The organism is Phormidesmis sp. 146-20, assembly GCF_052939475.1.
Window position 1 is genome coordinate 1 of record NZ_JBJPHT010000041.1, and the last position, 22,618, is coordinate 22,618.

General features: G+C 48.7%; 18 protein-coding genes and 32 tRNA genes. 8 read left to right on the top strand and 42 right to left on the bottom strand.

Going from position 1 to position 22,618, the window contains the following annotated elements; translation table 11 throughout:
• Window positions 1-265 precede the first annotated feature (265 nt).
• The gene (locus ACKFKH_RS24425; RefSeq protein WP_446860975.1) at window positions 266-1,432 is read right to left on the bottom strand and encodes a tyrosine-type recombinase/integrase; all 1,167 of its coding nucleotides are present in this window, start codon (window positions 1,430-1,432) and stop codon (window positions 266-268) included.
• Window positions 1,433-1,659: 227 nt separating this feature from the next.
• A tRNA-Thr gene (locus tag ACKFKH_RS24430) sits at window positions 1,660-1,731 on the bottom strand.
• A 110-nt stretch (window positions 1,732-1,841) separates the two neighbouring features.
• Here ACKFKH_RS24430 and ACKFKH_RS24435 point away from each other — a divergent pair.
• Window positions 1,842-2,114: a DUF3493 domain-containing protein gene (locus tag ACKFKH_RS24435; protein ID WP_446860976.1), complete on the top strand. Its 273-nt coding sequence runs from the start codon at window positions 1,842-1,844 to the stop codon at window positions 2,112-2,114.
• Between the two features lie 28 nt (window positions 2,115-2,142).
• On the opposite strand, the gene ACKFKH_RS24440 is transcribed toward ACKFKH_RS24435, so the two are convergent.
• A complete protein-coding gene (locus ACKFKH_RS24440) occupies window positions 2,143-3,921 on the bottom strand; it encodes a DUF1565 domain-containing protein (RefSeq protein ID WP_446860977.1) in 1,779 nt (592 codons plus the stop codon).
• Between the two features lie 333 nt (window positions 3,922-4,254).
• Here ACKFKH_RS24440 and ACKFKH_RS24445 point away from each other — a divergent pair, with 333 nt between their 5' ends.
• Window positions 4,255-4,581 (top strand): antibiotic biosynthesis monooxygenase family protein, encoded by a 327-nt coding sequence (locus tag ACKFKH_RS24445; protein ID WP_446860978.1) that lies wholly within the window; start codon window positions 4,255-4,257, stop codon window positions 4,579-4,581.
• A gap of 172 nt (window positions 4,582-4,753) precedes the next feature.
• On the opposite strand, the gene ACKFKH_RS24450 is transcribed toward ACKFKH_RS24445, so the two are convergent.
• Both ACKFKH_RS24450 and ACKFKH_RS24455 read right to left on the bottom strand, forming a co-directional pair.
• Window positions 4,754-5,740, bottom strand: coding sequence for a hypothetical protein (locus ACKFKH_RS24450; protein WP_446860979.1), 987 nt, complete (start codon window positions 5,738-5,740; stop codon window positions 4,754-4,756).
• Window positions 5,741-6,017: 277 nt separating this feature from the next.
• Window positions 6,018-6,782, bottom strand: a complete 765-nt coding sequence (locus tag ACKFKH_RS24455) for a histidine phosphatase family protein (RefSeq protein WP_446860980.1) — start codon at window positions 6,780-6,782, stop codon at window positions 6,018-6,020.
• A 170-nt stretch (window positions 6,783-6,952) separates the two neighbouring features.
• Here ACKFKH_RS24455 and ndhM point away from each other — a divergent pair, with 170 nt between their 5' ends.
• On the top strand, window positions 6,953-7,297 hold the full coding sequence (ndhM, locus tag ACKFKH_RS24460; protein ID WP_446860981.1) for an NAD(P)H-quinone oxidoreductase subunit M: 345 nt from the start codon (window positions 6,953-6,955) through the stop codon (window positions 7,295-7,297).
• A gap of 70 nt (window positions 7,298-7,367) precedes the next feature.
• On the opposite strand, the gene ACKFKH_RS24465 is transcribed toward ndhM, so the two are convergent.
• Complete coding sequence (locus tag ACKFKH_RS24465; RefSeq protein ID WP_446860982.1) at window positions 7,368-7,571, bottom strand: hypothetical protein; 204 nt, start codon at window positions 7,569-7,571, stop codon at window positions 7,368-7,370.
• A gap of 103 nt (window positions 7,572-7,674) precedes the next feature.
• On the opposite strand from ACKFKH_RS24465, the gene ACKFKH_RS24470 reads away from it, so the two are divergent.
• Both ACKFKH_RS24470 and ACKFKH_RS24475 read left to right on the top strand, forming a co-directional pair.
• Window positions 7,675-7,830, top strand: coding sequence for a hypothetical protein (locus ACKFKH_RS24470; RefSeq protein ID WP_446860983.1), 156 nt, complete (start codon window positions 7,675-7,677; stop codon window positions 7,828-7,830).
• A 304-nt stretch (window positions 7,831-8,134) separates the two neighbouring features.
• On the top strand, window positions 8,135-8,950 hold the full coding sequence (locus ACKFKH_RS24475) for an acyl-CoA desaturase (protein ID WP_446860984.1): 816 nt from the start codon (window positions 8,135-8,137) through the stop codon (window positions 8,948-8,950).
• Between the two features lie 209 nt (window positions 8,951-9,159).
• Here ACKFKH_RS24475 and ACKFKH_RS24480 read toward each other — a convergent pair.
• The 33 genes from ACKFKH_RS24480 to ACKFKH_RS24640 all read right to left on the bottom strand — a co-directional run bounded on the left by ACKFKH_RS24480 (window position 9,160) and on the right by ACKFKH_RS24640 (window position 14,340).
• Window positions 9,160-9,236: transfer RNA gene (locus ACKFKH_RS24480), tRNA-His, on the bottom strand.
• 2 nt (window positions 9,237-9,238) lie between these two features.
• A tRNA-Ala gene (locus ACKFKH_RS24485) sits at window positions 9,239-9,312 on the bottom strand.
• A 26-nt stretch (window positions 9,313-9,338) separates the two neighbouring features.
• Window positions 9,339-9,413: transfer RNA gene (locus tag ACKFKH_RS24490), tRNA-Arg, on the bottom strand.
• A 6-nt stretch (window positions 9,414-9,419) separates the two neighbouring features.
• A tRNA-Val gene (locus ACKFKH_RS24495) sits at window positions 9,420-9,494 on the bottom strand.
• Between the two features lie 5 nt (window positions 9,495-9,499).
• Window positions 9,500-9,571: transfer RNA gene (locus ACKFKH_RS24500), tRNA-Gly, on the bottom strand.
• A gap of 404 nt (window positions 9,572-9,975) precedes the next feature.
• Window positions 9,976-10,051, bottom strand: a tRNA-Thr gene (locus ACKFKH_RS24505).
• A gap of 128 nt (window positions 10,052-10,179) precedes the next feature.
• Window positions 10,180-10,254: transfer RNA gene (locus tag ACKFKH_RS24510), tRNA-Thr, on the bottom strand.
• A gap of 3 nt (window positions 10,255-10,257) precedes the next feature.
• Window positions 10,258-10,334 (bottom strand) — tRNA-Met (locus ACKFKH_RS24515).
• 1 nt (window position 10,335) lies between these two features.
• Window positions 10,336-10,410: transfer RNA gene (locus ACKFKH_RS24520), tRNA-Leu, on the bottom strand.
• A 1-nt stretch (window position 10,411) separates the two neighbouring features.
• A tRNA-Lys gene (locus ACKFKH_RS24525) sits at window positions 10,412-10,486 on the bottom strand.
• Window positions 10,487-10,695: 209 nt separating this feature from the next.
• Window positions 10,696-10,770 (bottom strand) — tRNA-Lys (locus tag ACKFKH_RS24530).
• Between the two features lie 72 nt (window positions 10,771-10,842).
• Window positions 10,843-10,920: transfer RNA gene (locus ACKFKH_RS24535), tRNA-Ile, on the bottom strand.
• A 1-nt stretch (window position 10,921) separates the two neighbouring features.
• A tRNA-Leu gene (locus ACKFKH_RS24540) sits at window positions 10,922-10,998 on the bottom strand.
• 5 nt (window positions 10,999-11,003) lie between these two features.
• Window positions 11,004-11,077, bottom strand: a tRNA-Leu gene (locus tag ACKFKH_RS24545).
• 3 nt (window positions 11,078-11,080) lie between these two features.
• Window positions 11,081-11,159, bottom strand: a tRNA-Pro gene (locus ACKFKH_RS24550).
• 82 nt (window positions 11,160-11,241) lie between these two features.
• Window positions 11,242-11,318: transfer RNA gene (locus ACKFKH_RS24555), tRNA-Leu, on the bottom strand.
• A 5-nt stretch (window positions 11,319-11,323) separates the two neighbouring features.
• A tRNA-Leu gene (locus ACKFKH_RS24560) sits at window positions 11,324-11,401 on the bottom strand.
• A gap of 51 nt (window positions 11,402-11,452) precedes the next feature.
• A tRNA-Gln gene (locus tag ACKFKH_RS24565) sits at window positions 11,453-11,526 on the bottom strand.
• Between the two features lie 189 nt (window positions 11,527-11,715).
• A tRNA-Gln gene (locus ACKFKH_RS24570) sits at window positions 11,716-11,792 on the bottom strand.
• 5 nt (window positions 11,793-11,797) lie between these two features.
• Window positions 11,798-11,872: transfer RNA gene (locus tag ACKFKH_RS24575), tRNA-Asn, on the bottom strand.
• Between the two features lie 20 nt (window positions 11,873-11,892).
• A tRNA-Phe gene (locus ACKFKH_RS24580) sits at window positions 11,893-11,965 on the bottom strand.
• A 4-nt stretch (window positions 11,966-11,969) separates the two neighbouring features.
• Window positions 11,970-12,047: transfer RNA gene (locus tag ACKFKH_RS24585), tRNA-Arg, on the bottom strand.
• 6 nt (window positions 12,048-12,053) lie between these two features.
• Window positions 12,054-12,136, bottom strand: a tRNA-Ser gene (locus tag ACKFKH_RS24590).
• A 91-nt stretch (window positions 12,137-12,227) separates the two neighbouring features.
• Window positions 12,228-12,310: transfer RNA gene (locus ACKFKH_RS24595), tRNA-Tyr, on the bottom strand.
• Between the two features lie 3 nt (window positions 12,311-12,313).
• Window positions 12,314-12,387, bottom strand: a tRNA-Glu gene (locus ACKFKH_RS24600).
• A gap of 184 nt (window positions 12,388-12,571) precedes the next feature.
• Window positions 12,572-12,642, bottom strand: a tRNA-Trp gene (locus ACKFKH_RS24605).
• 3 nt (window positions 12,643-12,645) lie between these two features.
• Window positions 12,646-12,721 (bottom strand) — tRNA-Ile (locus ACKFKH_RS24610).
• Window positions 12,722-12,726: 5 nt separating this feature from the next.
• Window positions 12,727-12,802: transfer RNA gene (locus ACKFKH_RS24615), tRNA-Cys, on the bottom strand.
• A 14-nt stretch (window positions 12,803-12,816) separates the two neighbouring features.
• Window positions 12,817-12,900, bottom strand: a tRNA-OTHER gene (locus ACKFKH_RS24620).
• A gap of 5 nt (window positions 12,901-12,905) precedes the next feature.
• Window positions 12,906-12,979: transfer RNA gene (locus tag ACKFKH_RS24625), tRNA-Arg, on the bottom strand.
• Between the two features lie 83 nt (window positions 12,980-13,062).
• Window positions 13,063-13,138: transfer RNA gene (locus tag ACKFKH_RS24630), tRNA-Asp, on the bottom strand.
• 429 nt (window positions 13,139-13,567) lie between these two features.
• Window positions 13,568-14,092, bottom strand: a complete 525-nt coding sequence (locus ACKFKH_RS24635; protein ID WP_446860985.1) for an HNH endonuclease — start codon at window positions 14,090-14,092, stop codon at window positions 13,568-13,570.
• Window positions 14,093-14,166: 74 nt separating this feature from the next.
• Entirely contained in the window at window positions 14,167-14,340 is a 174-nt protein-coding gene (locus ACKFKH_RS24640; RefSeq protein WP_446860986.1) for a hypothetical protein, read from the bottom strand.
• Between the two features lie 260 nt (window positions 14,341-14,600).
• On the opposite strand from ACKFKH_RS24640, the gene ACKFKH_RS24645 reads away from it, so the two are divergent.
• Complete coding sequence (locus ACKFKH_RS24645; protein WP_446860987.1) at window positions 14,601-16,094, top strand: serine/threonine protein kinase; 1,494 nt, start codon at window positions 14,601-14,603, stop codon at window positions 16,092-16,094.
• A gap of 106 nt (window positions 16,095-16,200) precedes the next feature.
• Here the strand turns inward: ACKFKH_RS24645 and ACKFKH_RS24650 are convergent, their stop codons facing one another.
• The 3 genes from ACKFKH_RS24650 to ACKFKH_RS24660 form a co-directional block, all read right to left on the bottom strand.
• Complete coding sequence (locus tag ACKFKH_RS24650; protein WP_446860988.1) at window positions 16,201-16,371, bottom strand: hypothetical protein; 171 nt, start codon at window positions 16,369-16,371, stop codon at window positions 16,201-16,203.
• Window positions 16,372-16,444: 73 nt separating this feature from the next.
• Window positions 16,445-17,224 carry an Rpn family recombination-promoting nuclease/putative transposase gene (locus tag ACKFKH_RS24655; RefSeq protein WP_446860989.1) on the bottom strand — a complete coding sequence of 260 codons (780 nt, stop codon included), beginning with the start codon at window positions 17,222-17,224 and terminating at the stop codon, window positions 16,445-16,447.
• A gap of 82 nt (window positions 17,225-17,306) precedes the next feature.
• Window positions 17,307-20,072: an EAL domain-containing protein gene (locus ACKFKH_RS24660; RefSeq protein WP_446860990.1), complete on the bottom strand. Its 2,766-nt coding sequence runs from the start codon at window positions 20,070-20,072 to the stop codon at window positions 17,307-17,309.
• 327 nt (window positions 20,073-20,399) lie between these two features.
• Here ACKFKH_RS24660 and ACKFKH_RS24665 point away from each other — a divergent pair, with 327 nt between their 5' ends.
• Together ACKFKH_RS24665 and ACKFKH_RS24670 are read left to right on the top strand one after the other, a co-directional pair.
• On the top strand, window positions 20,400-21,350 hold the full coding sequence (locus ACKFKH_RS24665) for an isopenicillin N synthase family dioxygenase (RefSeq protein WP_446860991.1): 951 nt from the start codon (window positions 20,400-20,402) through the stop codon (window positions 21,348-21,350).
• 212 nt (window positions 21,351-21,562) lie between these two features.
• Window positions 21,563-22,597 carry a homoserine kinase gene (locus ACKFKH_RS24670; RefSeq protein WP_446860992.1) on the top strand — a complete coding sequence of 345 codons (1,035 nt, stop codon included), beginning with the start codon at window positions 21,563-21,565 and terminating at the stop codon, window positions 22,595-22,597.
• The last annotated feature ends 21 nt before the right edge of the window (window positions 22,598-22,618 follow it).

Consider the following 22,618-nt stretch of genomic DNA (forward strand, 5'->3'; position numbering starts at 1 on the left):
ACCGATTTCCCCTCTAACTTTTCACCTTTGACACAAAACTATTGACATACCCTAAAGCCGCATAGCGATCGCAAGTTTGGGATACCCATAATAGGAACCTTCAGGGTGAGAGGGTTCCTTTTTTATGGGTATGTTAGTTCAAAAAAGTAGTGTCACTATTTAGTGACACTACTTTTGCGAACTAACACCCATTCAAAAAAGTAGTAATACTAAATTGTATTACTACTTTTACGAACTAACTAAGGTCAGGAGACTGCGATCGCTATTAGAACTCAGGAACTTGAATGTGTCTATTAGTGCCTGCATAGTGTTCCATAATCACAGATGGGCTGTTCCCTACCCATTTAGCTACCTGTTGGACGCTAATACCGCTATCTAAGCACTGAGTAATGAATGTATGGCGAGTCTGATACGGTTTTCTATACTCAATGCTTAGAGACTCTAAGATTTTTACCCATCCTCTATTTCTGAAGTTGTGGAAGTCTATAATCTTCCCCTCTGGACTAGGAAAGATGAGTGAATCTTGATTATGTTCCTGTTCACTTAAGCGTTCTAGCAACTGTTGCAACTGAGCATTGACAGGAAATCTACGCTTTTCTTGAGTCTTCAGTTTGTTCACAATCTCTAAGCCGTTAACACCTGCTACAGCAACTCTCTCAAAGTGAATATCTTTGCCTTTATAATTCCTCCATTGCAGTGCGATCGCTTCACTCGGTCTGCATCCAGTCATGAATAAGAACTGAATCAGACTAGCGTATGGGCGGTAATATTTACTGCTCTGGAATGCCGTAATAATCCTCTCCTGTTCCTCCTTAGTAAACGGATTGATATCATCCTCCTCTTCAGAGGACTTAGGCACCTTGATAGGCGGCATAGAGTCGAAAGGGTTCTGACTAATCAAGTGCGATCGCCGTGCCCATTTACAACAAGCACTCATCTGCATAATGAATCTTTTAGCTGTGTCAGGTGTGAGAGTTGCGATCGCCCAATCATATATTTTCTGTGAATCATCCAAGGTTGAATGTGGACAGGATTCAAGATGACGAGTCATCACAAGATAGCCGTTCTTCCAAGTACCGGGAGCACAGGTAGGGCGTTTTGTTTCTATGTACTGACTCCATAACTCAGGGAGTGCGATCGCAGGGATAGGCTTAATCGCCTCTACAACTGTTAAATGACTCTTAGGTAGGTACTTAGCTTTAATTCCCTCTACCGTCTCTGGCAGTGCCTCCATAACGTGATCGCGTTCCATTTGACGGGCTATTGCTTCTGCGATCGCCCAATTCTCAGACGTGTTAGGCAAGCCAAGCATGAAACGGGCCTGATTGCCGTCCTTAGCCCACTGGCGAGGGAGATTGAACTGAATACTGTTTCCTCTGGCTTGAATGCCCACAGTGCCCTTAAAAGACTTACCGCTTGACTTAGAGTACATAGTTGTTTTGGTTTGAGTACAGAGTGAGTACATCTATGTTTTTAGTTCTATCACGTTTTTTGAGTTCATGTACTCAACCTGTACTCAAAAACGAGAAGGGAAAATAGTATAACTAATTCTGAAACCTTTACTCTGACTGCGATCGCTGTAGACCGCAGACAAGACAAAACCCTGAAACCATTGCTGTAAGGTAGTTTCAGGGTTGATCGGGGTGATAGTTGTTAGAAAGCCGATGGCGAGATTTGAACTCGCGACCTATCGATTACGAATCGATTGCTCTACCACTGAGCCACATCGGCAATACGATTAGCCAGTATAGCAGTCTCTGGGTACGTGTGCCATCCAAATTTTGAAGTGTGACAAATTATCCCAACTCATGTCACGATCGAATCACCCTTTTTGCAGACCCATGCCAGACCCAAAGCCCAAACGTCCCACCCTCAAACAAACCGACCCCGAAAAGTACGCCTTTCTCATGGCAGAGTCCAGAGCGCCTTATCGAGGGCTGAGAAAGTTTGTCTATGGCACTTTTGGCGCATCGGGAGCGATCGGAGCCTTTGTGTTTTTGGCGCAGCTTTTGGCGGGTCGAGACATAGAAGCTGCCCTTCCTAACCTGGCCCTACAAATCGGCGTGGTCGCTCTGATGGTGTGGCTGTTTCGCTTAGAGAGCCGCAAATCCTAGTCAGGAAGATTGGCTCTCAGTTCTCTGTTTAAGGACTCAGCACAATGTACGGCGACGGAATCGCCTGCGCCTTACCTGCATTCACCAACGCCTGATAGACAAATGCGGCTACCTCGGCCCTGGTTGCCTCACGATTGGGACTCAACTGGCCCACCGTCGGGTAGTTGACAACCACTTGACGAGACAGCGCCGCCGCTACAGCCGTACTTGCGTAAGAAGGAATCGCCGTCGCATCTGCAAACTTAGACAAAACCGAAACATCCCCTGCCCCAAACTCTAAGCCATTGGCGATCGCCACCAACACCTGCACCCGTGGAATCTTCTGCTCTGGGCTAAAAGTACCACCGGGATAGCCCGCCATAAATCCACTCTGAGAAGCCGTCTGGATTGCACCAAATCCCCAAAAGCTTTTGGCAACGTCTGAAAAATTAGTTGCCGCCCGACGAGGAGCCGGGGTAAAGGCTTTAGCAATAATGGTGGCAAACTGAGCGCGAGTCACCGGATCGCTCGGTTTGAAGGTGCCATCTGGGAAGCCCGTGATCACATTTCTCGCTGCGAGAGCCTGAATGTAAGCTTGCGCCCAATGACCTTGAATGTCCTGAAAAGCAACGTTTCCGGTACTGGCGACGAAGGTAACTTTGCCAGAGATGCGCTTGGGGTCGATGTTGTTGCCGATCGCTACCAAAACGTTACTTCCGGTTGAGTTGTTGAGATCAAAGCCTTTGTTGTTGCGGATGGTGTTGTTTCCGGCGGTTTCTTCGCTGCCGAGATCGGGCTGTGCGCGGATCGTGGCTACGATGCCATCGCCCAAGTTGTCTGTGATGACGTTGTTTCGCAGCACGGGACGGGCATTGTCGTTAATATAAACGCCGGCCTGGTTTTGACTGATTTGATTGTTTTCGACAATGGGGGTAGATGTGCCGCCGATCGCCAGTCCAAATCCGGTATTCAAGAAGGTGTTGCCCTTGATTTCGCCTCGTGCCGATCGGGCGACTGAGATGCCGTTGCCGCCATTTTTGGTAAACAGGTTGTCGGTAATACTGGGCGCACTGCTGCCTGTGACAAATACGCCTTCTCGTCCGCTGTTGGTAAAGGTGCTGTTGGCGATGATCGGATTCACATCCTCGACCCAAACTCCGGAGCCGCGAGAAGCCGGATTGGTTACCGTCACGCCCCGAATTTCGCTACCCGATGCGGCCAAAACGGTCACAAGCTGCGATGCAAAGGTTTTGCTAGTGTAGGAGCCGCTTCCGGTGATTTGGATGCTCTGCCCTTTGCCTGCTTCGTCGCCTCGCAAGATGACTCCTGGCTTCATCCGCACCGGAAAGGCTTCGCCTGTTTCTGCACTATAAGTACCGGGAGCCAGTTGAATCGTCGTGCCAGAAACCGCCTGCTGAAGGGCATAAGCGATCGTTCGATAAGGCGTGGTGGCGACTTTACCTGCGTCAGCACTATCGCTCCCCGAAGCGGGATTGACAAAAAGGGTTAGCGAAGAGACTCCCGGTTGAGTTGTGCCAGGTGTGGTCGAAGGAAGCGTTTGCCCCGGGGCAGGGCTGGGATCGATCGAGGGCGGAGTTTCGATCGGGGTGGGGGTTGTAGAAGGTGGAGTTTCGATCGGAACGGGGGGTTGTGTCGGGACGGGGGCGGGCGCTTCGGTGGGGACGACGACACTGGGAGCAGAAGGAGTCTGAGACAAGACCGCCAAGCTGCCACTCACCCAGAGCAGGGCGGCCAATCCGAGTCGCGCCGAGGTGATAAGCCTAAAGAAAGAAAGAAACGATCGAGTTTGAGTGCCCTGACGTGCCATAACTTTGTGTGAGGAGTTGTGTGAGTAGAAGTGAACAGGTTTGTATTTTAGCGAGATGGTTGCGAACCGATTGCAATATCAGCAATAGACGATAGCACTGAAACCCTGATTTGTAGCTAATGGCAAATGACAATTGGTGTTTCTTGGGAGTTCCCGATCGCCTGGTTCAACATCAGAATGAAGCGCCAAAAAGTTTATCGAACTGACGCTAGTTTAAGCATTGGTTTAAGAAATATGTCTATTTGCGGTGGGGTCAAGTCTCAGCGTTCCATCAAGAGCGTTTAATAGAAGCAACCCCCCGCGATCGACTCGGCTAAGAGACAGGAAGATTTTATGTCAGATTTTCAGGATTTTTTGATTCATAAGTGTGCCCAGGTTGCCATTGGTGAGTTTAAGCTCGGCAAGTTTGAGGAGGCGCAACAGCTTTATCAGGAGGCAGTTTCCACTTACGCGCAAGGGTTTGAGGGCGCTTATCTGCTTCGTGAAAAAGGCACCGATCGCGGCATTTCGATCATTCTTTGGGAGACCGAAGAGATGATGCAAGCCAACGACAACGACGCTCAAAAAGCAATTCTCAAGAAGATGGCTCCCTTGTTTTCGGGTGCGCCGATCGTCAACGACTACGAAATCGTCAGCGAAATCTTGCCCAAACCGCTGTAAAGTCAACGTGAATTCGGTGGAGTTTCTTCACTTCGTTATTGAGGGATTCGCCCCCTAAATCCCCCACTCTGGGGGACTTTGAACCTTGGGTCTCCCGCCGCTTTGGGGCAATTCATCCCCTGATTCAGCAACGCCAGAAAAGCCAGGCTGGACTTAATCCCCGACCCGATCGCTATCTGGTTCTTTGCAAAGCCGACTCCTGATATCTGCGGTAGAGCATTCTGCGGTCTTGAGCGATCACATATCGTTTGTCGCTAGTCGGGACGGCACTCATCAGGTCAGAGGCTTTGCCCCAAGTGTTGGAGAGTTCTAACCACTGAGCAGGCGTTTTGGCGGTCTGTCCCGTTTTGGCGGCTTTTTCTGCGAGGCGGACGGCAGCAGCAAAGGGATCTTGAGCAGGTGTTGGGGTAGTTGGGGCAGTCTTTGCAGGGACGGGGGCGACGTTTTTGGTCACAGGCGCTACTGAGTTGGATGTGACAGTCGGTTGATCGACTTTTGGGACGGGCGCTACCGGACTGGGTGAAGCAATGGGTTGAGATTCGGCATTTGGGACGGGCGCGATGGGATTAGCTGGGGCAGCGGGTTGAGATTCGGCGACCGATCGACCATTTTGCCACGCATAGACTCCCCACCCGATTCCCAGCAGTCCCAGACTCAGCGCCAATCCTCCCACGATGCCCCTGGTGAACTGTCTCTGTTCGCGGACGATTTGAGGAGAGATCGATTTAGGCAGATTAGAGAGGTCGTAACTGTTAGCTGACCGTTCTTTCAGGTCTTCTCGAAACCGTTTGAAAAGACTTTGACGCGCCAGAGAAATTTCTTTTGACCAGAGAAGCTGCCCATCAGGGTCGCGATTGATTTCTTCGAGCCAGAGAAGCTGCTGTTCTCGAACGATGCGACTATTAATATTGACCCGACGAATATTGCGCGGCGCGATCGATTCCAAAATTTTGCGGACGCGATCGGTGAGCATGGTTTGCTCTAGCTGCTCCTCGGTGGGGGCTTCACACAGCAGTTGTAAAACGCCGTTGGCAAAAATCGCACGAGTTCTCACCCCAGAGTCAGACAACTTATCGTTGAGAACCTGGATAATCGCCGCAACGCTGCCTTGATGTGCCTGCTTATAGATATCGTTAAGCGGATTCACCGTCATGCTCATAATTTGGTAGAGAATGAACCCTGTAGCCTTGTTCAGTTGCCATGATATCAGGTGATGGGAAATGGAGCGCGATCGAGCCATTAAACGACCAAAGACTTGACCAACAAACTTTTTGCCTAGCAGTTCAAACCACAATTACGAGCAAAAAATCCCTCAGCACAAATTAACAACCCCCAGACTCATATCTTTTAGGCGCAAATTCCATACCCCAACCTCCTCCCTCCTCGCGAAACGGAACAAAGTTCTCCCTCCTCACGAAGCGGAACAAAGTTCTCTCTCATCCCTCCCCACCCCCTGCCCAGTTGAGATGGCGACAGTCGTTAAAGCGGCGAATTTGCCAGAGGTCAGTATTTAAGCGGTTTTGGTTAGTCTGGTGCCAGCGCGATCGGTCGATCCAAAATTCAAACACGGCAGTATTTCTCGCCCTTAGTCGCCAGGAACGATCGCAGCCCATCAACTCGGCAATCAAATGCTGCAAAATCCAACTGTGGCTGACGACCCAGACCTGATCTCCGTCAACGTGGCGATCGAGCAGGCGAGTAATAAAGGCGTGAGAACGAGTCCGGGCATCTTGAAGCGATTCGGCTTTGGGAATTTGAATCCAGTCGGGTGAAGCCTCAAGCGTGCGGCAGAGGTCGGGATATTGGTGGCGGGCTTCTGACCAGGTGAGACCTTTAAAGATGCCGTTTTGAAATTCTTTGAGTTCTTCGGCGTATTCGAGGGCGATCGCTTTTCCTCCGCTTTCTGGCTCATCCGAAGGAGAATCGACCCCCGAATCGATCATGTCGCTGACGGTCGCGGGCAAGGGAGCCGTTTGAAAATAGGACAACAAAATTTCAGTCGTCTGGGCCGCGCGTTTGAGCGGACTACTATAAACGTGAGACGGTCGCCACGACTCAGCCAGCAGATATTGGGCAAGCTTCTCAGATTGGGTGCGACCAATGTTGGACAACTCAAAATCTCCGTGTCCCTGCATTCGTTTTTGCTGGTTACCGACAGATTGGGCGTGGCGGACAAAGAGGATTTTCAGGACTTTTGACATGGGGAGTGGGGGCTGAAATTGAAAAGATATTCAACATTAGACGCTAATCTTCTCAATTTGTAGCATTCAGAACTTCAATGCTTTGTGATCAAAGTGTCTAGAATCTTTGGCTTAAACTCCATTTACAATAACAGTGGTGTTTGTTTATCGCGTTCAGCCGGATTTACCTTATGACACTTCTAAAGTCCACAACCCGCCACATTCATATTTTTACTGCCGAAATCCAGAATAATGAGTTGGTGCCCAGTGAAAAGGTTTTGACGCTGGATGTTGACCCCGATAATGAGTTGACCTGGAATGATGATGCGCTGCAAAAGGTTTACCGCAAGTTTGATGAACTGGTCGAAGCCTGCGGTAGCACGCCTCTGTCAGAGTATAATCTGCGACGCATCGGGTCAGATCTAGAGCATTTTGTACGATCGCTGCTCAACAAGGGCGAGGTTGCCTACAATCTCAACAGCCGCGTGTTGAACTACAGCATGGGTCTGCCTCAAGTCAATCCAGAGAATGAGTAAGCAATCCGTCTGAACTAATCGTTTGACAGGCGCGATCGCTTTTTAACGAGTTGGGATTTCAATCAAAAATTCACGTGGTCGATCGACGGTTAGAGTTGCAGGACAAGACTCTATCCCATTTTTTTGTGATGACCTGACCGATTGAAAGTCCCACCTCTGTCCCTGGGTCGATCGAGTGACGGAAAGGCTTAAAGAGTCGCTGCATAATACACTCTAGAACTTTAAAGCCATCCTCAAGGATCTGAATCAAACGGGTTGGCTCTCCAGTTGTCATTTTCTTAACTGATGATATACTGAGGGCGTTTTGTCGGCTCTACTGGAGAATAGCCCCTAGAAGATAACGGGATCAGGTGCAACTCCGATGTCCCATAACGGTAATGAAGCCAACGATCGCTTCTGAGTGGGGATGTTTGCCGATCGTTAACCTAAAATCTGCGAGGTATAGAGGACTTGTTTTTGAGTATTTTGAGGAGTCAATCTGGGGCGCGATCGCGGGAGTCAAGCGCTTAATCCAAGGTTGCCAGCATTTCTGAGAAGGGATTTGCCATCACGACAGAGCGATCGCAATCACATCATTCACAAAGTTATTCATCATCGGTACTCGCTTGCATTACTGCAAAGTTTTAGTGCTGCGTGCTTGTCTGAATACGATGCCAAAGATTGTGTTCTCAATCGTGATTTTCGACTGTTCTAGAAAGCTTATTTAACTCAATCATTTTTGCACATTCACAACCGCTATTTCTCTCATAGTCCTGCTGCAAACGCTCGCGATCACACCGAGAACGCTACAAGCAGATTGTTCACTTTGTCCAGAATTTACGATTACCAAGGTTTCTCATGACCATTTCCGTTTCTAGTTTGCCTCGTCCCCGGTTAGAAGTGATTTTACCCACGATCGCATTACACCTGCTAACCCTACTCGTATTCGTCCCTGGTACCTTTAGCTGGAATGCGGTTGGAGTTGCGCTATTGTTGCACACGATTACGATCGGGTTGGGCATTTCGATGGGCTTTCATCGCCTGGCAACTCACCGCAGTTTTCAAGTTCCTAAATGGTTAGAATATTTCTTGATCGTCTGTGGCACGTTGGCAGGTCAGGGTGCAGTGTTGGGATGGGTTGGCTACCATCGCGCTCATCATTTATATGTTGATCAGCCCCTTGATCCACACGATTCTACAAAAGGACTGTGGTGGAGCCATGTGAGTTGGCTAATGCACACCGTTCCCCTACAACCCGAACTACCTCGATTAACTCAAGATATCGCCCACGACCCAGTTTATCGCTTTTGCCATCAGCACTACATTACGCTGCAACTAGCATTAGGTGTCTTGCTCTATCTACTAGGCGGGCTGCCCTTTGTCGTCTGGGGGATTTTTGTACGATTGTTTATCGGATTTCATAGTACTTGTTTTGTGAATAGTGTCTGTCACAAGTTTGGCTATCGGAGTCACAACACCCGCGATCGCTCAACAAACTGCTGGTGGGTTGCTCTACTCACTTTTGGCGAAGGCTGGCACAACAATCACCACGCCTGTCAATCTTCGGCCCGCTATGGCTATCAATGGTGGGAACTTGATCTTGTGTGGTTAACCATCCGAGGGCTACAGCGTTTGGGGCTTGTCACTAAAGTTAAGGGAAGCGATCGACTGTAAGTTAGTCAAGGATATTAGACACTAGCCCTTGAACTCTGGACATTAAATCGAAATCTAACGTCTAACATTCAACGTACTAATATCCAACGCCTACTGTCCAATGTCCAAGAGGAAGGTGGAGGAATCGAACCCCTAAGTGCAACCTTACCCTGGTTTTCAAGACCAGTTGCCGTCCATTCAGCGGCACCTTCCAGATTCCCAAAACTAATTGGGGTGACTGACGAGAGTCGAACTCGCTAACACTGATTTCACAGATCAGCCCCTCCACCACTTCGGGTTCAGTCACAGTGGATTCTGGTCGGATTTGAGCCGACATCTTCCTGCTTGCAAGGCAGACGCTTTCCCAGTTAAGCTACAGACCCAAGTTTGGTGATTGGTTATTCAGGGTTGGCAGGAGTGGTAGGAGTCGAACCTACACAGATCGATTTAGAAGATCGATGCCCTTCCATTAGGCGACACTCCCACGGTTTGGTAGTCCTGGCAGGATTTGAACCCGCAACCCTCTGTTTGTAAGACAGACGCTCCACCATTGAGCTACAGGACTCCAAAAGCGAATGGCGAGACTCAAACTCGCGTCTAGAGATTGGCATACTCTGATGCTGCCGCTTGCACCACATTCGCACATTGGTTTCATACATTGGTTTCGTATTGGTATGGACAGCCCTCATCCCCAGTCCTTCTCCCCTACCGTGTATACATAAGTCGATTGATCTGTACTTGCCGTAATCCTTCGCCCCCTAAATCCCCCAAATTTGGGGGACTTTGAGCTGTCGTCATGGCTTTGAACTTTGGAAATCTTTCCTTTGTCAAAGTCCCCCAGAATGGGGGATTTAGGGGGCTGAAGCCGATTGAAACGAAGCGACTCCGGACTTGTGTGTACACGGTAGCTGGGGAGAAGGGAGTCAGATTTCTTGTTTCCTCTCCTGGGGGAAAGGGTGAGGGTGAGGGCAGAAAGACTGTGCTACACAATTGGGATGCTCCCGATTGGAAGCCTCTCATGCTGCCACTACACTATGTCCACATTTTGGAGCTGATGATAGGATTTGAACCTACAACCCCCTGATTACAAGTCAGGCGCTCTACCCATTGAGCCACATCAGCATTCTTTGGATCAGACGACGGGAATCGAACCCACATCGGGAGCGTACCAAGCCCCTGTGTTGCCAGTTACACCACGTCTGCATTGTTTGATGTTTGATGTTTGATATTTGATGTTGAAAGTAGAAATCTGGAGCAGGTGACAGGACTTGAACCTGCAAAAAGGCTGTACGAAAGCCTCATGTTGCCCATTACATCACACCTGCATTTGGACGCGGAGGTGAGAATTGCACTCACTGATTTGCAGCTTATGAGACTGCCGAGCCACTGTTGCTCCATCCCCGCAGTGCCCCTGGCGAGAGTTGAACTCGCAAAGATTCCAGGTTTAAGCCGGACACGTCTACCGATTGCGTCACAGGGGCTTGGTGGGCTATGTAGGACTCGAACCTACACACTTCCGCTTAAGAGGCGGCTGCTCTACCACTGAGCTAATAGCCCATTTGCGATCGCTCAACTATCGCTGTCTTATTTGAGTTGTGAGAAGTTGGTAGTTAGTCGTTAGTGGTTAGTCGTTAGTGGATGGCTGAGAACTCATCGCTAAGAACCCGTTATTTCGAGAGTCTCACAACTGATTTAGAACTGCTATGGAGGTAGAATGCAGCGATCGACTAAACAATCAAATCGATCGCTCAACCAGACGCTAAAGTTGGTGGGTCGCCCAGGGGTTGAACCTGGATCTTTCCGCTTAAAAGGCGGCCGCATATCCGCTCTGCCAACGACCCAAACAAAAGAATGAGTGACCAACTAAAACTTAATCCGAAGCTTTCATCCCTCATCCCTCATCCCTTTTTAATTGGTACACCGAGCAGGACTCGAACCTGCTAATAACACGCTTATCGGGCGTGCGCGTAGACCACTTCCGCCTTCGGTGCTTGGTACTCCTGGTGGGAATCGAACCCACAAAAAACTAGATCCTCGGTCTAGTGCGTCTTCCCTTTCGCCACAGGAGCATCAGTGCCCTCGGTGAGATTTGAACTCACAAAAACCGCGTTCTGACCACGGCATGTCTTCCAATTGCATCACAAGGGCAAATGGTCGGGATGGTAGGATTTGAACCCACGACCTTCCGCTTCCAAAGCGGCAACTCTAAACCAAACTGAGCTACATCCCGATATCTCATCACTCGTGATTGCTGATTTACCCTTCGGGGTTGTTTTGAACCTCAAATTAAAAATCACAATCACGAACTAACTTGGTACTGCTGATGGGACTTGAACCCACAACCCCTGATTTCTAAAACCAGTGCCTCTTCCAATTGGGCTACAGCAGCATGATTGGTACTTCTGGCGGGAGTCGAACCCGCACACAGACTGTTTTTGAGACAGCCGCCTCTACCAGTTGGGCTACAGAAGCATGAAACAGGAGGATAGAGATAGTGACCCAGTTACATCTCACGCCCCCTGACTGGGAAGGAAGGAATCGAACCCTCAAACACTTGATTCAAAGTCAAGTCGCTTTGCCTATTTGCGTACTTCCCAATAACTTAGGTGAATCCAATCGAATCTTTCGCTGCGGCTGTTAATTCAGGCAGCCCCCTAGATCCCCCACGAGTGAAGGACTTTGAACCCAAATCTTGTCTGAAAGTCCTCCAGAATCGAGGGGTGGGGGGCAGAAGCGCCCAATAACGAAGCAAAAAATTCTATCGGATTCCCATTAGGTTGATTGTTTGGCTGCCGAGGTAGGATTTGAACCTACAAACCTCCGTTTCAGAGACGGATGACTCTACCAATTCGTCTACTCGGCAATGAATGGCTGCCCCAGTAGGAGTCGAACCTACAACCGTGCGGTTAACAGCCGCCAGCTCCGCCATTGAGCTATGGGGCAATACAATTTCCCAGATGGGATGGGAACGGCAGGAATCGAACCCGCGTCTCCAGGGCTTCAACCTGGTGCTAAAACCAACTCAGCTACATTCCCAAATTGGCGAGAACGGAAGGACTTGAACCTTCAATCTTCGGTTTCGTAGACCGAGATGTTTATCCAGTTACACTACGTTCTCATCAGGCGGAGAGCAGTGGACTCGAACCACAAGTAGTAAACTCCATCTGTTTAGCAAACAGCGCCTATTGCCTAATAGGGTTACTCTCCATAATTGATGCGTCAAGGAAGGGATGAGGGAGAACTTTGTTCCGCTTCGCGAGGAGGGATTCTCACTTTGTTCTTGATGGAACTTGTCAGGTGGGTAGGGAGGGACTCGAACCCCCAACGGTCATAGACGATCGATTTACAGTCGGTCTGCTTCAGCCATTTGCATACCTACCCAGGCAGTGCCGACGGGAGTCGAACCCGCAAATGCAGAATTGAAAGTTCTGTGGCTTTACCAATTTGCCTACGGCACCAGGATTTGAGTTTTCTACCTCAAGATTTCTACTTCGAGATTTCTACTTTGAGATTTCTACGATGTGTAAGTTTGAGGAGTCGTCTTAACCTGCAAGCAGACTGTAAGACACAAACCAATCAGACTAATAGGCAAATCAGTTTTTACCAGTTTGTAAGCTTCTTAGACTAAGGCACACCGTAGAACGCAGAGACCAGGATTTGAACCCGGACAAAAGGCTTTGGAGACCCTTGTGCTGCCGTTACACTATCTCTGCATTTGGTCGCAGCGGTGGGAGTCGAACCCACAATCACCAAGATATGAACTTGGGGCTTTACCAATTAAGCAACACTGCGATCGTTGGACTCCAGGGTGAGAATCGAACTCACGAATAATTGGTTTTGCAGACCAACGCCTTCCCATTTGGCAACCTGGAGATGCAAACCTGAATTGGTGGAGACGTGGGGAATCGAACCCCAATTCTGCAACCGTCCGTTTGTTGGTTTCGGAGCAGTCGAATACCATTCACGTCCCCATCAGCGAGGATGACAGGAGTCGAACCTGTGGCAACTTGTCTCGGAAACAAGTACTCTGTCCATCTGAGCTACATCCTCATTTGGGAGCCTCGACGGGAGTTGCACCCGCTTCTCTGTACTTGAGCAGCACAGCGACTTTTCTAGTCGTCCACAAGGCTACACGGGAATGATGGGATTTGAACCCACGATCTTCGGTTCGACAAACCGCTGCTTTGAGCCAGACTAAGCTACATTCCCAAGGTGGTTTCTATTTAGTTTTCATGGTTCAGGTTTGCTGGTGTCAGCCGGAGTTAGAGAAAGTCGTGTTCGATCGCCATTAGCTGGCGTACTTCAGGCTGTTGGATAGCGTAAGAAGAATTGCTTCCCTGATTGAGTTGTATCTCTCAAAGCGGCGGGGAATGTGTTTGCAGTAATTCCCAGGGTTTTGAGAAGTTGCTAGTTAGTAGAAGGGAGCGAGTGGTCATCGGATTAGCTCCTTTGTGTTGTGTTTTGGTGTTGTGTTTTGGTGTTTCGCTTTCATACTACAAATATAATACAACGTACTACACAACGTCAAGGGCATACGACAACTTTTTTTTGGAGGGTGAGAGGACAAGGGTGAAGAAATCGCTGTATTGTCCTCTCTATCTGGGATTCGCTAGTTACGCTACTCAGAAAACCCATCCTTTACAACAGGGGTTGTTCTTTCCAAAACTGTTCTGCGAAGGCGATCGCTGGGTGAATGGGTGATTTGGGCTTAGTGTTGAGAACCATGCCGATTTCGTGTAGTAGTCGATCGCCCTTAGCTGAGTTACACCTTTCACAAGCGGCTACCACGTTGTCCCAGGTATGGGTTCCGCCTTTTGAGCGGGGGATGACGTGATCGATCGTGAGATGTTTGGTTGTGCCGCAGTATTGACAGGTGTGATTGTCACGGCGAAACAGTTCTCGACGACCCACAGGAGGGATTTTCCAGCGCCGCTCGGAGTTACCACTGGTCAGACGAATGTGTTCTGAGATTTGTAGTACGACGCTGGGCGATCGCACTTCCCATTGACGAGGGCTGCCATACTCCAGCAATTCGGCTTGTCCGGTGACGAGGAGCACGATCGCTCGTTTGATGTTGATGCGTGCCAGGGGCAGATAGTTCTTGGAAAACACGACCACCTGGTTTTGAAGTATGTGTGGTTGTTCGGTCTGTTGAGCTTGCATTAAAGTTCACTCCTAAAAAAAATCCCCACCTCTGACGATCAGGAGCGGGGGGAGAAAGTTAGATGTACTTTTCTCTAGACCAGTGTCAGGATTGCCCTGCACCTCCCGCTGTCGATCGATTGACCCGGATTCAGCCATCTAGCGGCTGTAATGCCTTCGCTGGTCGATTTGTGTCCGCTGAAGCAATCTGCTCCCTCACACGTCCGCACTGATGTTTCGCCCAAACCCTGATGGAGTAGGCGTGACATAGCATTGCGTAAGAACGATCGGAGGATACAAATCATGGAAGGCTTTGGTGGCTGTATTACAGTAACTATCCGTATACTACATCCGTAACACCACGTTGTCCAGCCTTTCACTAGAGTTTTTGAAATAAGACTAAACCTGATTGACGAGGCGAATTGAACCAACGATGTTCAAAGACTTGGGTAGACGGGCAACCTGAGTTTATGAAGCTAGGGAACAGCTTCTGCAAATTTTTGGAAAACCTAGCAGAATGGAGTAGCTTTTGTCACCTCTTGACCTGGAACGATCGCCCCAATCCATGACCCTAGACCCCAACCTCGGACGACTGATCAACAATCGCTATCGACTAATCGAAGTGATCGGTCAAGGTGCAATGGGCAGTGTTTACCGAGCAAAGGATGTGCTGTTAGGCAACCCAGTCGCGGTCAAACTACTGAAACGTCATTTAATCACCCAAAAAGCCTGCGATCGCTTTGAAAATGAAGCAAAAGTCTGCGCTCAACTGGGTCAAAAAAGTCACCATATTGTGCGCGTCACAGACTACGGAACTGATGCTTACGACGTGCCGTTTTATGTGATGGAGTATCTGTCTGGTGAGAGTCTGAGCAGCGTGATTCAACTCGAACCGCTCTCACTGCCCCGGTTTCTGCGATTGGCGCTACAAATTTGCCTGGGGCTGCAATGTGCTCACACAGGAATTGTGATCGATGGTAAACAAGCGCGCGCGATCGTGCATCGAGACATCAAACCCGGCAACATCTTGATCAGTCCCGACCCCAGTTGGCAAGAACTGGTTAAAATTCTCGACTTTGGCATTGCCACCATGCTTGCAGCAGACGAAGCTGCCTCCGCCTATATGGGCACGCCTGCCTACTCAGCGCCAGAGCAACTCGCGGGTGAAAGCTTTGACGTGCGTTCTGATATCTACAGTCTGGGTGTGACGCTGTTTGAGATGCTGACTCGTCAGTTGCCGCTATCAGCCGGGTCACCTTCTCACCAAAGCTGGTATCATGCCCACTGCTCTCAGTCTCCGCGTCACTTTCGAGAAGTTGCTCCCAAGAAAGACTTTCCTAAAGCGCTGACAAATCTGATCATGAGTTGTCTAGAGAAATCACCAGAACAGCGCCCTCAGTCGATCGCCGAGATTCTCACCGAACTCAACCCCTTGGTCGAGCGACATTCGAGAGAGGTTAGTCACGATCGACCGATTCGCTGGCGTGAAGTCAAACCGATCTCTACTCAACCCGAAAAAGTCACAGGCGTTCCGATTTATCCAGACCGTGAACAGTACAGCAAGAGTGTCTTTGCTCACCCTTTTGCGGCCGAGCGAGAAACGCTGCCTGCTTTGTGGGTGATGTTGCCCCATACTGAGATTCAGTCAATTCAAATCAATAAGCTGTACAACCAGATTCATCAGCGACCCTTTTTCTGCCCGTCGCCGCACCCGATGGTGATGTGGACGATCGCGATTTCAAACCCGACTCATGGCAAGCGCCGTCTCAAAGTATTTCTCGATTTGAAGTCAGCAGAAGGACAAAAAATGCTGCGGTTGATGGTCGAAAAACAACGATATGCAGTCCTATTTTTTGATTTAGAAGCGCCTCACTGCTGCGTCCATCAAATTGACATTAACCTAAATTCAGCGCACAGCGCAGAACTACAAAAATGGTCGGTGGATGCCCAATCAGTTGTCTCGATCGGCACTCCTGAAATGAGTAAAGCCATTCTACGTCGAGAGTTTAGCCATGATGCCTAACCTATAAACTCAGGTCAACATTCAACTTTTCAATTCCATAGAGAACAAGCGAAGTTCCCGCTTTTCTACATCGACCTCTTTCTCTTTAGGTGAACCCGGTCGTTCTCTAGTTCTGCTGAGATTGGAAGTGTTGAAGCTGTTCGATCGTAAGCTTTGTCAACTGTGAAATTTTATCTATTGGAAAACCGTGTTGCATCATGTTGAGAGCGATCGCCATCGCCTTTTCTTCCTGTGCTTCTCGGTAGACTCGTGTTTCTTCAAGTTTAGTCCCTAACATCGCATCAATCTCCTGCCGCGACAGATTAGTAAAATCGAGCAATCTTCTTGGACGTAGAAAACAAGATCGCTTTCTAATCCCGTTTGATCTGAGATTGGAGGTTTTGAAGTTGTTCAATGCTGAGTTCAGTAGCTTCAGCGATCATCTCCAGCGATAGGTTTTTTTGCAGCAGGTTGAGAGCGATCGCCATCGCCTTTTCTTCCTGTGCTTCTCGGTAGACTCGTGTTTCTTCAAGTTTAGTCCCTAACATCGCATCAATCTCCTGCCGCGACAGATTAGTAAATTTGTAGACCATAATCGTGCTGATCATCTCTATTATGCTTTGTCTCGCTGCTCCTGTAGAAGCCTCTTGATTTGCTCTTCCAATTAGCAGTCTGGTAATTTCTGGTGCATTCACTTCATCGACGATCGTCAGCACCATCGCCGCCACACCCAAGGGCAACTCTTCAACGTTACCCAGCTCGTTTAGATATACCCGATGCACTTGGTCACTGTTTAGAAGCGCTCGATACGGCTGAGAATTTGTCTGCTCCACTGGTCGCGAGGGATAAATCACCACCGCCTGCCAATCTGCATAATAATCACGATTGCGATAAAAATATAAAAAGGATTCACCAAACAGCCGTTCATACAATTGCTCATCTTTTTGCATCTGTACTTCAGCAAAGAAAACTGTCCCCGACGCTTCAGCCATTGGCGGTAAAAACACGTCGTCAATCTCAAATTTTGGCTCTTTGACAGCGACCGACTCAAATCGATATTGCTCAGACAACTCAGGAGGCGTGTCTAGCAACTCAAACAGCAAACTGGGCGATTGACGAAACAGAGCATAAAAAATTGAATCCCGACGCATGGGCAAAATTATTTAATAGGAGCAGCGTCTAATCGTACTTCATTAACTCTACTTGAGTTCGGAGTCGTGCGATCGCTTCCCATTAGCCCACAATTAGAGGGTTGTAATGACAGTGAGAATTGCGCCGTTCTGGATTGGGTAAAGGACGAGGCATCGCAATTCCGTATCCCTGGGCGTAGTTGACTCCTAGCGATCGCAACTGCTCCAAAATTTCGTCATTTTCTACAAACTCAGCGATCGTTTGAATGCCCATCACCTGTCCAATTTGTTTGATTGCCCGGACGATTGCTAAATCGATTGGATCGTCCATCATCTGACGAATAAAACAGCCATCAATTTTGAGATAGTCGATCGGTAGATTCTTTAAATAGGCAAAAGAAGACATGCCACTGCCAAAATCATCTAACGCAAAACGGCAGCCTAAACTTCTTAAATCACGAATGAACTGGGCCGCTTTAGTTAGATTCGCGATCGCTAACGTCTCTGTGATTTCAAAACAGATCATCTCTGGCGGAATTTCATAAATACTAAACTGCTCATGAAGGAAATCAATACAGTGATCATCATTAATACTGGCACCAGATAGATTGATTGCATAAAGATGATTACAAGCGCGGCGTTGGTGTTGACACTGTTGCCAAAGATTACGATAGCGCGGCCCTTGAGTTGAGAATAACGTCTTGATCACCCAGCGATCAATTAAGTGCATGAGATGATACCGCTCTGCCGCCGGAATAAACATTCCTGGAGCCACCATGTTGCCCTCCTCGTCTCGCAGTCGCAGCAGGACTTCATAATGCTCACTGACAAAGGAAGACGGAACGACAGGCACGATCGATTGATAATACAAACAAAATCGATTTTCTTCTAAAGCTTGTGTCAGCCGAGCTACCCAGCGAATTTCACCCTTTTGTCGAGCCAGTTCGCGATCGTCCGCCTGATAAACCTGAACTCGATTGCGCCCGCGACTCTTAGCCGCATAACACGCTGCATCTGCCGTACTCAAAGCTTCGGCGACATTTTTGGTTTCAGCCGTGATCATCACCAGACCAATACTGACCCCGATCGTAAACACTTTCTCTTGCCAAAAAAATCGAAAAGACTGCACTTGTTCACAGAGCGCTTCGGCGATCTTTTGAGCTTGTGGTAGCGGACAGCAGTGCAGCAACAGTCCAAACTCATCGCTTCCTAATCGAGCCAGTGTGTCGGTTTGGCGCACCTGAGCCTGGAGCAAATTTGCCACCTGCTGCAACAATTCATCCCCCGCCGCATGACCACAGGTATCATTGACAATTTTGAACTGATCGAGATCCAAATAACACAGTGCATGTTGCTGACCCTGCGATTCAGCATTTTGCACCATTTGCTTGAGACGGTCTTCAAATTCTTGACGGTTGACCAATCCGGTGAGCGCATCGTGGCTGGCTTGCCAACAAAGCTGCTGAGTCAGGCGACGAGTCTGAGAAACATCGTGAAACACAATCACCGCCCCAAAAATCGCCCCATCCTTCGCCCGAATTGGAGCCGCCGAATTTGCGATCGCAATCTCTCGACCATCGCGGGCAATTAGAATCCTTTGATTATCTACGCCCACCGTACAGTTCTTTAAGACTTGATGAATGCACCCCTCAGCCGCCTCACGAGTGGTTTCATGAATAATCGGAAAAACTGTCTCTAACGGCAAGCCTGCGGCCTCTGATTGTGTCCAACCTGTGAGCATTTCTGCAACTGGATTGAGCGATTTTACCCGACCAGAGGCATCGGTTGTAATCACCGCATCCGCGATCGATTGCAGTGTCACCTGCGCCAGTTCTTTTTGATGAAATAGTGTATGTTCTAGCCGAATTCGCTCGGTAATTTCGAGGCTCACTCCACCCAACCACGATCGCCCCGCACTTCTAAGTGGAAACTTAAACGACAGCCAATAGTTCAATGTGCCGTCAGGTTTTTTCACGGTTTCGATCGCTTCGGTTGTCTGCCCAGTGGTGAAGACAATGCGATCGGTTTGGCGCACTTGTTGAGCGGTTTCGTGAGGGAGCCAATCAAAGTCAGTTTTTCCCTGAATGCTGTTAGGTGGAAGATCAAATCGCTGTTCTACAGACTGATTGGTGTAGACATAGCACCCCTTTTCATCCTTGATGAATGCTAACAATGGGCTGTGATTCATAAAGGTTTGAAAGCGAAGTTCACTGTCTTGAAGAGCCGTTTCGACCTGGCGACGACGCTTGAGATCGCGATGAATCGTTAACGCTGAAGCAACGACGATCGTGAATGCTAACAAACTACTTCCGCTAATGATCCAGGTAACGGTTTGGGTTCTGATATTTGCCTGTACTTTTTGCTGTTCTAAAACTTGTCGTTCGCGGCCTTCCATTTCTTGTAGCAGCGATCGGATCAAATCCATTTCTGCTTTACTTTTGTCAGGTTGCGCCTTTTGTAAGACTGTCGAGAGTCCTTGCGATCGCCTGAGTTGAATCGTGCTACTAAGTTCTGCGAGATGGGTCTCGACGATCGGTTTTAGGGTCGCTAGTCGCTGCTGTTGTTCAAGATTTGCAGAAGTCTGATAGAGCGCGCTTAGTTCTTGTTGTGCGGCTTTTACGCCTCGATAATAGGGAGCTAGATAGTCTGATCTGCCTGTGATCAAGTAGCCGCGCTGTCCGGTTTCTGCATCTTTGAGGCTAGACATCAATCTTTGCAGTGATTCTACGACTTTGCTCGTCTGGGCTACCTGGGTCAAACTCTGATTAAGCTGGCTGACACTCCCCACAGACACAACACTCACCAGTCCCAATAAGCATAATGCTGCACCAAAGCCAGCAGTTACTTTTTTCTCGGTGGAGAGCTTCATTGGCGAAAAAGAATGTGCGATCGACGGCAGGGTTAAAAATAGAGGTCGGTGTCTCAACTGCCATAGTGTGCCCAGATTCATGTAGTTTGGTCAATGAAGGTGCGGTGATCAGTTTGTCGCGATCGCCACAGCAGAAATTTTGCCGCTCAATTAGAGTTCTCTAAGATAGAAAACAGCTTTTTGAGTTGCTTTCTTGGCTCTACTGGGTTCCTCTTTATACATCAGGTTAGAGGTTTCGCGTTAGTAGGTCAAACCCATAACCCATCGCTGTTTGATGCGTAGTGTAACAGTCAATTAAATCATTCTGTATTTTCTCCAAAGGTTGTAATGAATACGACACAAACGTTAACTTCGGTAGAAATTCCCGTCATCGATTTTGCGCCTTTTGTGAAGGGCGATCGAGCAGGTCAGCAGACTGTTGCTCAAGAAATCTATCGAGCTTGTCATACGATCGGGTTTATCTACCTCAAAAATCACGGCGTTGACCCAACCCTATTAGAAAAAACATTTGCTCAAAGTCAACAATTCTTTTCATTGCCCTTAGCCACCAAACAACAGCTTGCCTGGAACGATGAAGTCAGCAACCGGGGCTATATTGCCATGCAGCGAGAGCAGCTTAATCCCGATCGTCCGGGTGACGCAAAGGAGGCGCTCAACATGGGCAGAGAAGACCGAACTTCTGCCAATCCTGCCCTGACCCAAAATCGCTGGCTGGCTGAGGATGTGTCCTTTCGAGAGACGATGTTGGACTTTTTTGAAGCCTGTACAGAAACCGCCGATCGCGTCTTTCGAGCGTTTGCTTTAGCGTTAAATTTGCCAGAGTCGTTTATCAGCGATCGTCATGTCAATCAAGAATCTGTGCTGCGATTGTTGCACTATCCACCCATGCAAGCTTTAGAGCCAGGACAAATTCGCGCCGGAGAACATTCTGACTATGGCTCGGTGACTTTGTTATTTCAAGATCAAATGGGTGGTCTAGAAGTGCAGACCGCAGACGGAGACTGGATTTCTGCCCCTTGCATTCCCGATACCCTGTTGGTCAATACCGGAGACTTAATGGAGCGATGGAGCAATGATGTATTTCGGTCTACCAAGCATCGCGTTATGCCCGCCTGCGATCGGGCTTCTCATCGCTATTCGATCGCATTCTTTTGCCAACCTGATTATGAGGTCGAAATCGCCTGTCTCCCTAGCTGTCAAAGCTTAGACAATCCCCCTCGCCACGCCCCCGTTTTGTCAGGAGAGTATCTGCTGAGTCGGCTTCAAGCCGCGTATTAGTAGACATTTGGACTAGAACTTTGGACTAGAACGAATTCGAATGTCGAACTTGTGAAAAATAGCCCTGCAAAGAATTTTCAGCTTTCTATCGCCAAATTGTCAAAGTCAACACTATCTGATCAAACGGCTCGTTCTAATCTAGGCCGGACGAGTTGTTGTCTATCGACCAAACCGTGAGGAGCGCGTCCTTTAGAGGGAGTGCTTTCAGAAAAATGAACGCAGAATACAGCCGGGTAAATTCGATCTCAAAGACCCCAAGCAGCCTGATTGACGACGTGTTTCCGGTCGTTTACTCGACGCTTAGCACCGAGGCACTGATTGCTAGAATTTTGCCCAACTATGAGATTGGGATAGTGACCCGCTGCCAATTTTGGAATCGAGGACTCAGTGATGTCTATCTCGTCGAAACTCAAGCAGGCCCTTATATTCTGAGAATTTCTCATCTCCACTGGCGCTCTAAATCTGACATTGATTTTGAACTGGAACTATTGGATTTTTTGCAGCAAAACCGAATTCCGATCGCCCACCCTCTCAGAACCAAAACCGGACAGCTTGCGATCGAGATCAACGCCCCCGAAGGTAAGCGCTACGCTTCTTTGTTTATCTACGCACCTGGAAAAGTCCCTTTGGGCGATTTGAATCCAACTCAGAGTCACAAACTGGGCGAAACCGTCGCAAAATTGCATCTCGTATCAGAAAATTTTTGCAGTCACGCCGATCGCCATCCGCTCACGCTCAAATATCTACTGGACGATTCTCTCAAGATCATTGCTCCCTTTCTCAAAGCGCAGCACTTAGAGTACGTCGAGGAAGCGATCGCTCACATCAAACTCCAGCTTCAAGACTTTCCGCAAGCGCCGCCCTATTGGGGAATTTGTTGGGGCGATCCGCACAGTGGCAATGCCCATTTTACCGATGACAATCAAGTGACACTGTTTGATTTTGACCAGTGTGGCTATGGCTGGCGAGCGTTTGAAATCGCTAAATTTCTGCAAGTTGCCCTTTGTACAGGGGTCGGAAAAACGGTGCGAGAAGCTTTTTTGACGGGCTATCAGTCGGTGCAAGCGGTGACGGAGTTAGAGATAGCGGCCCTACAGTCGTTTACGCAGGCGGCCCAGATTTGGCGATGGGCAATCAGTGTCAATCATGCCAACACTCACGAATACAGCCGACTAGACGACCACTATTTCACTGTGCGGCTAGAACAACTCAAACGCCTAAAATCCCCCGACTGGCAACTGTTTTAAAGGACTTAGGAATAAGAATTA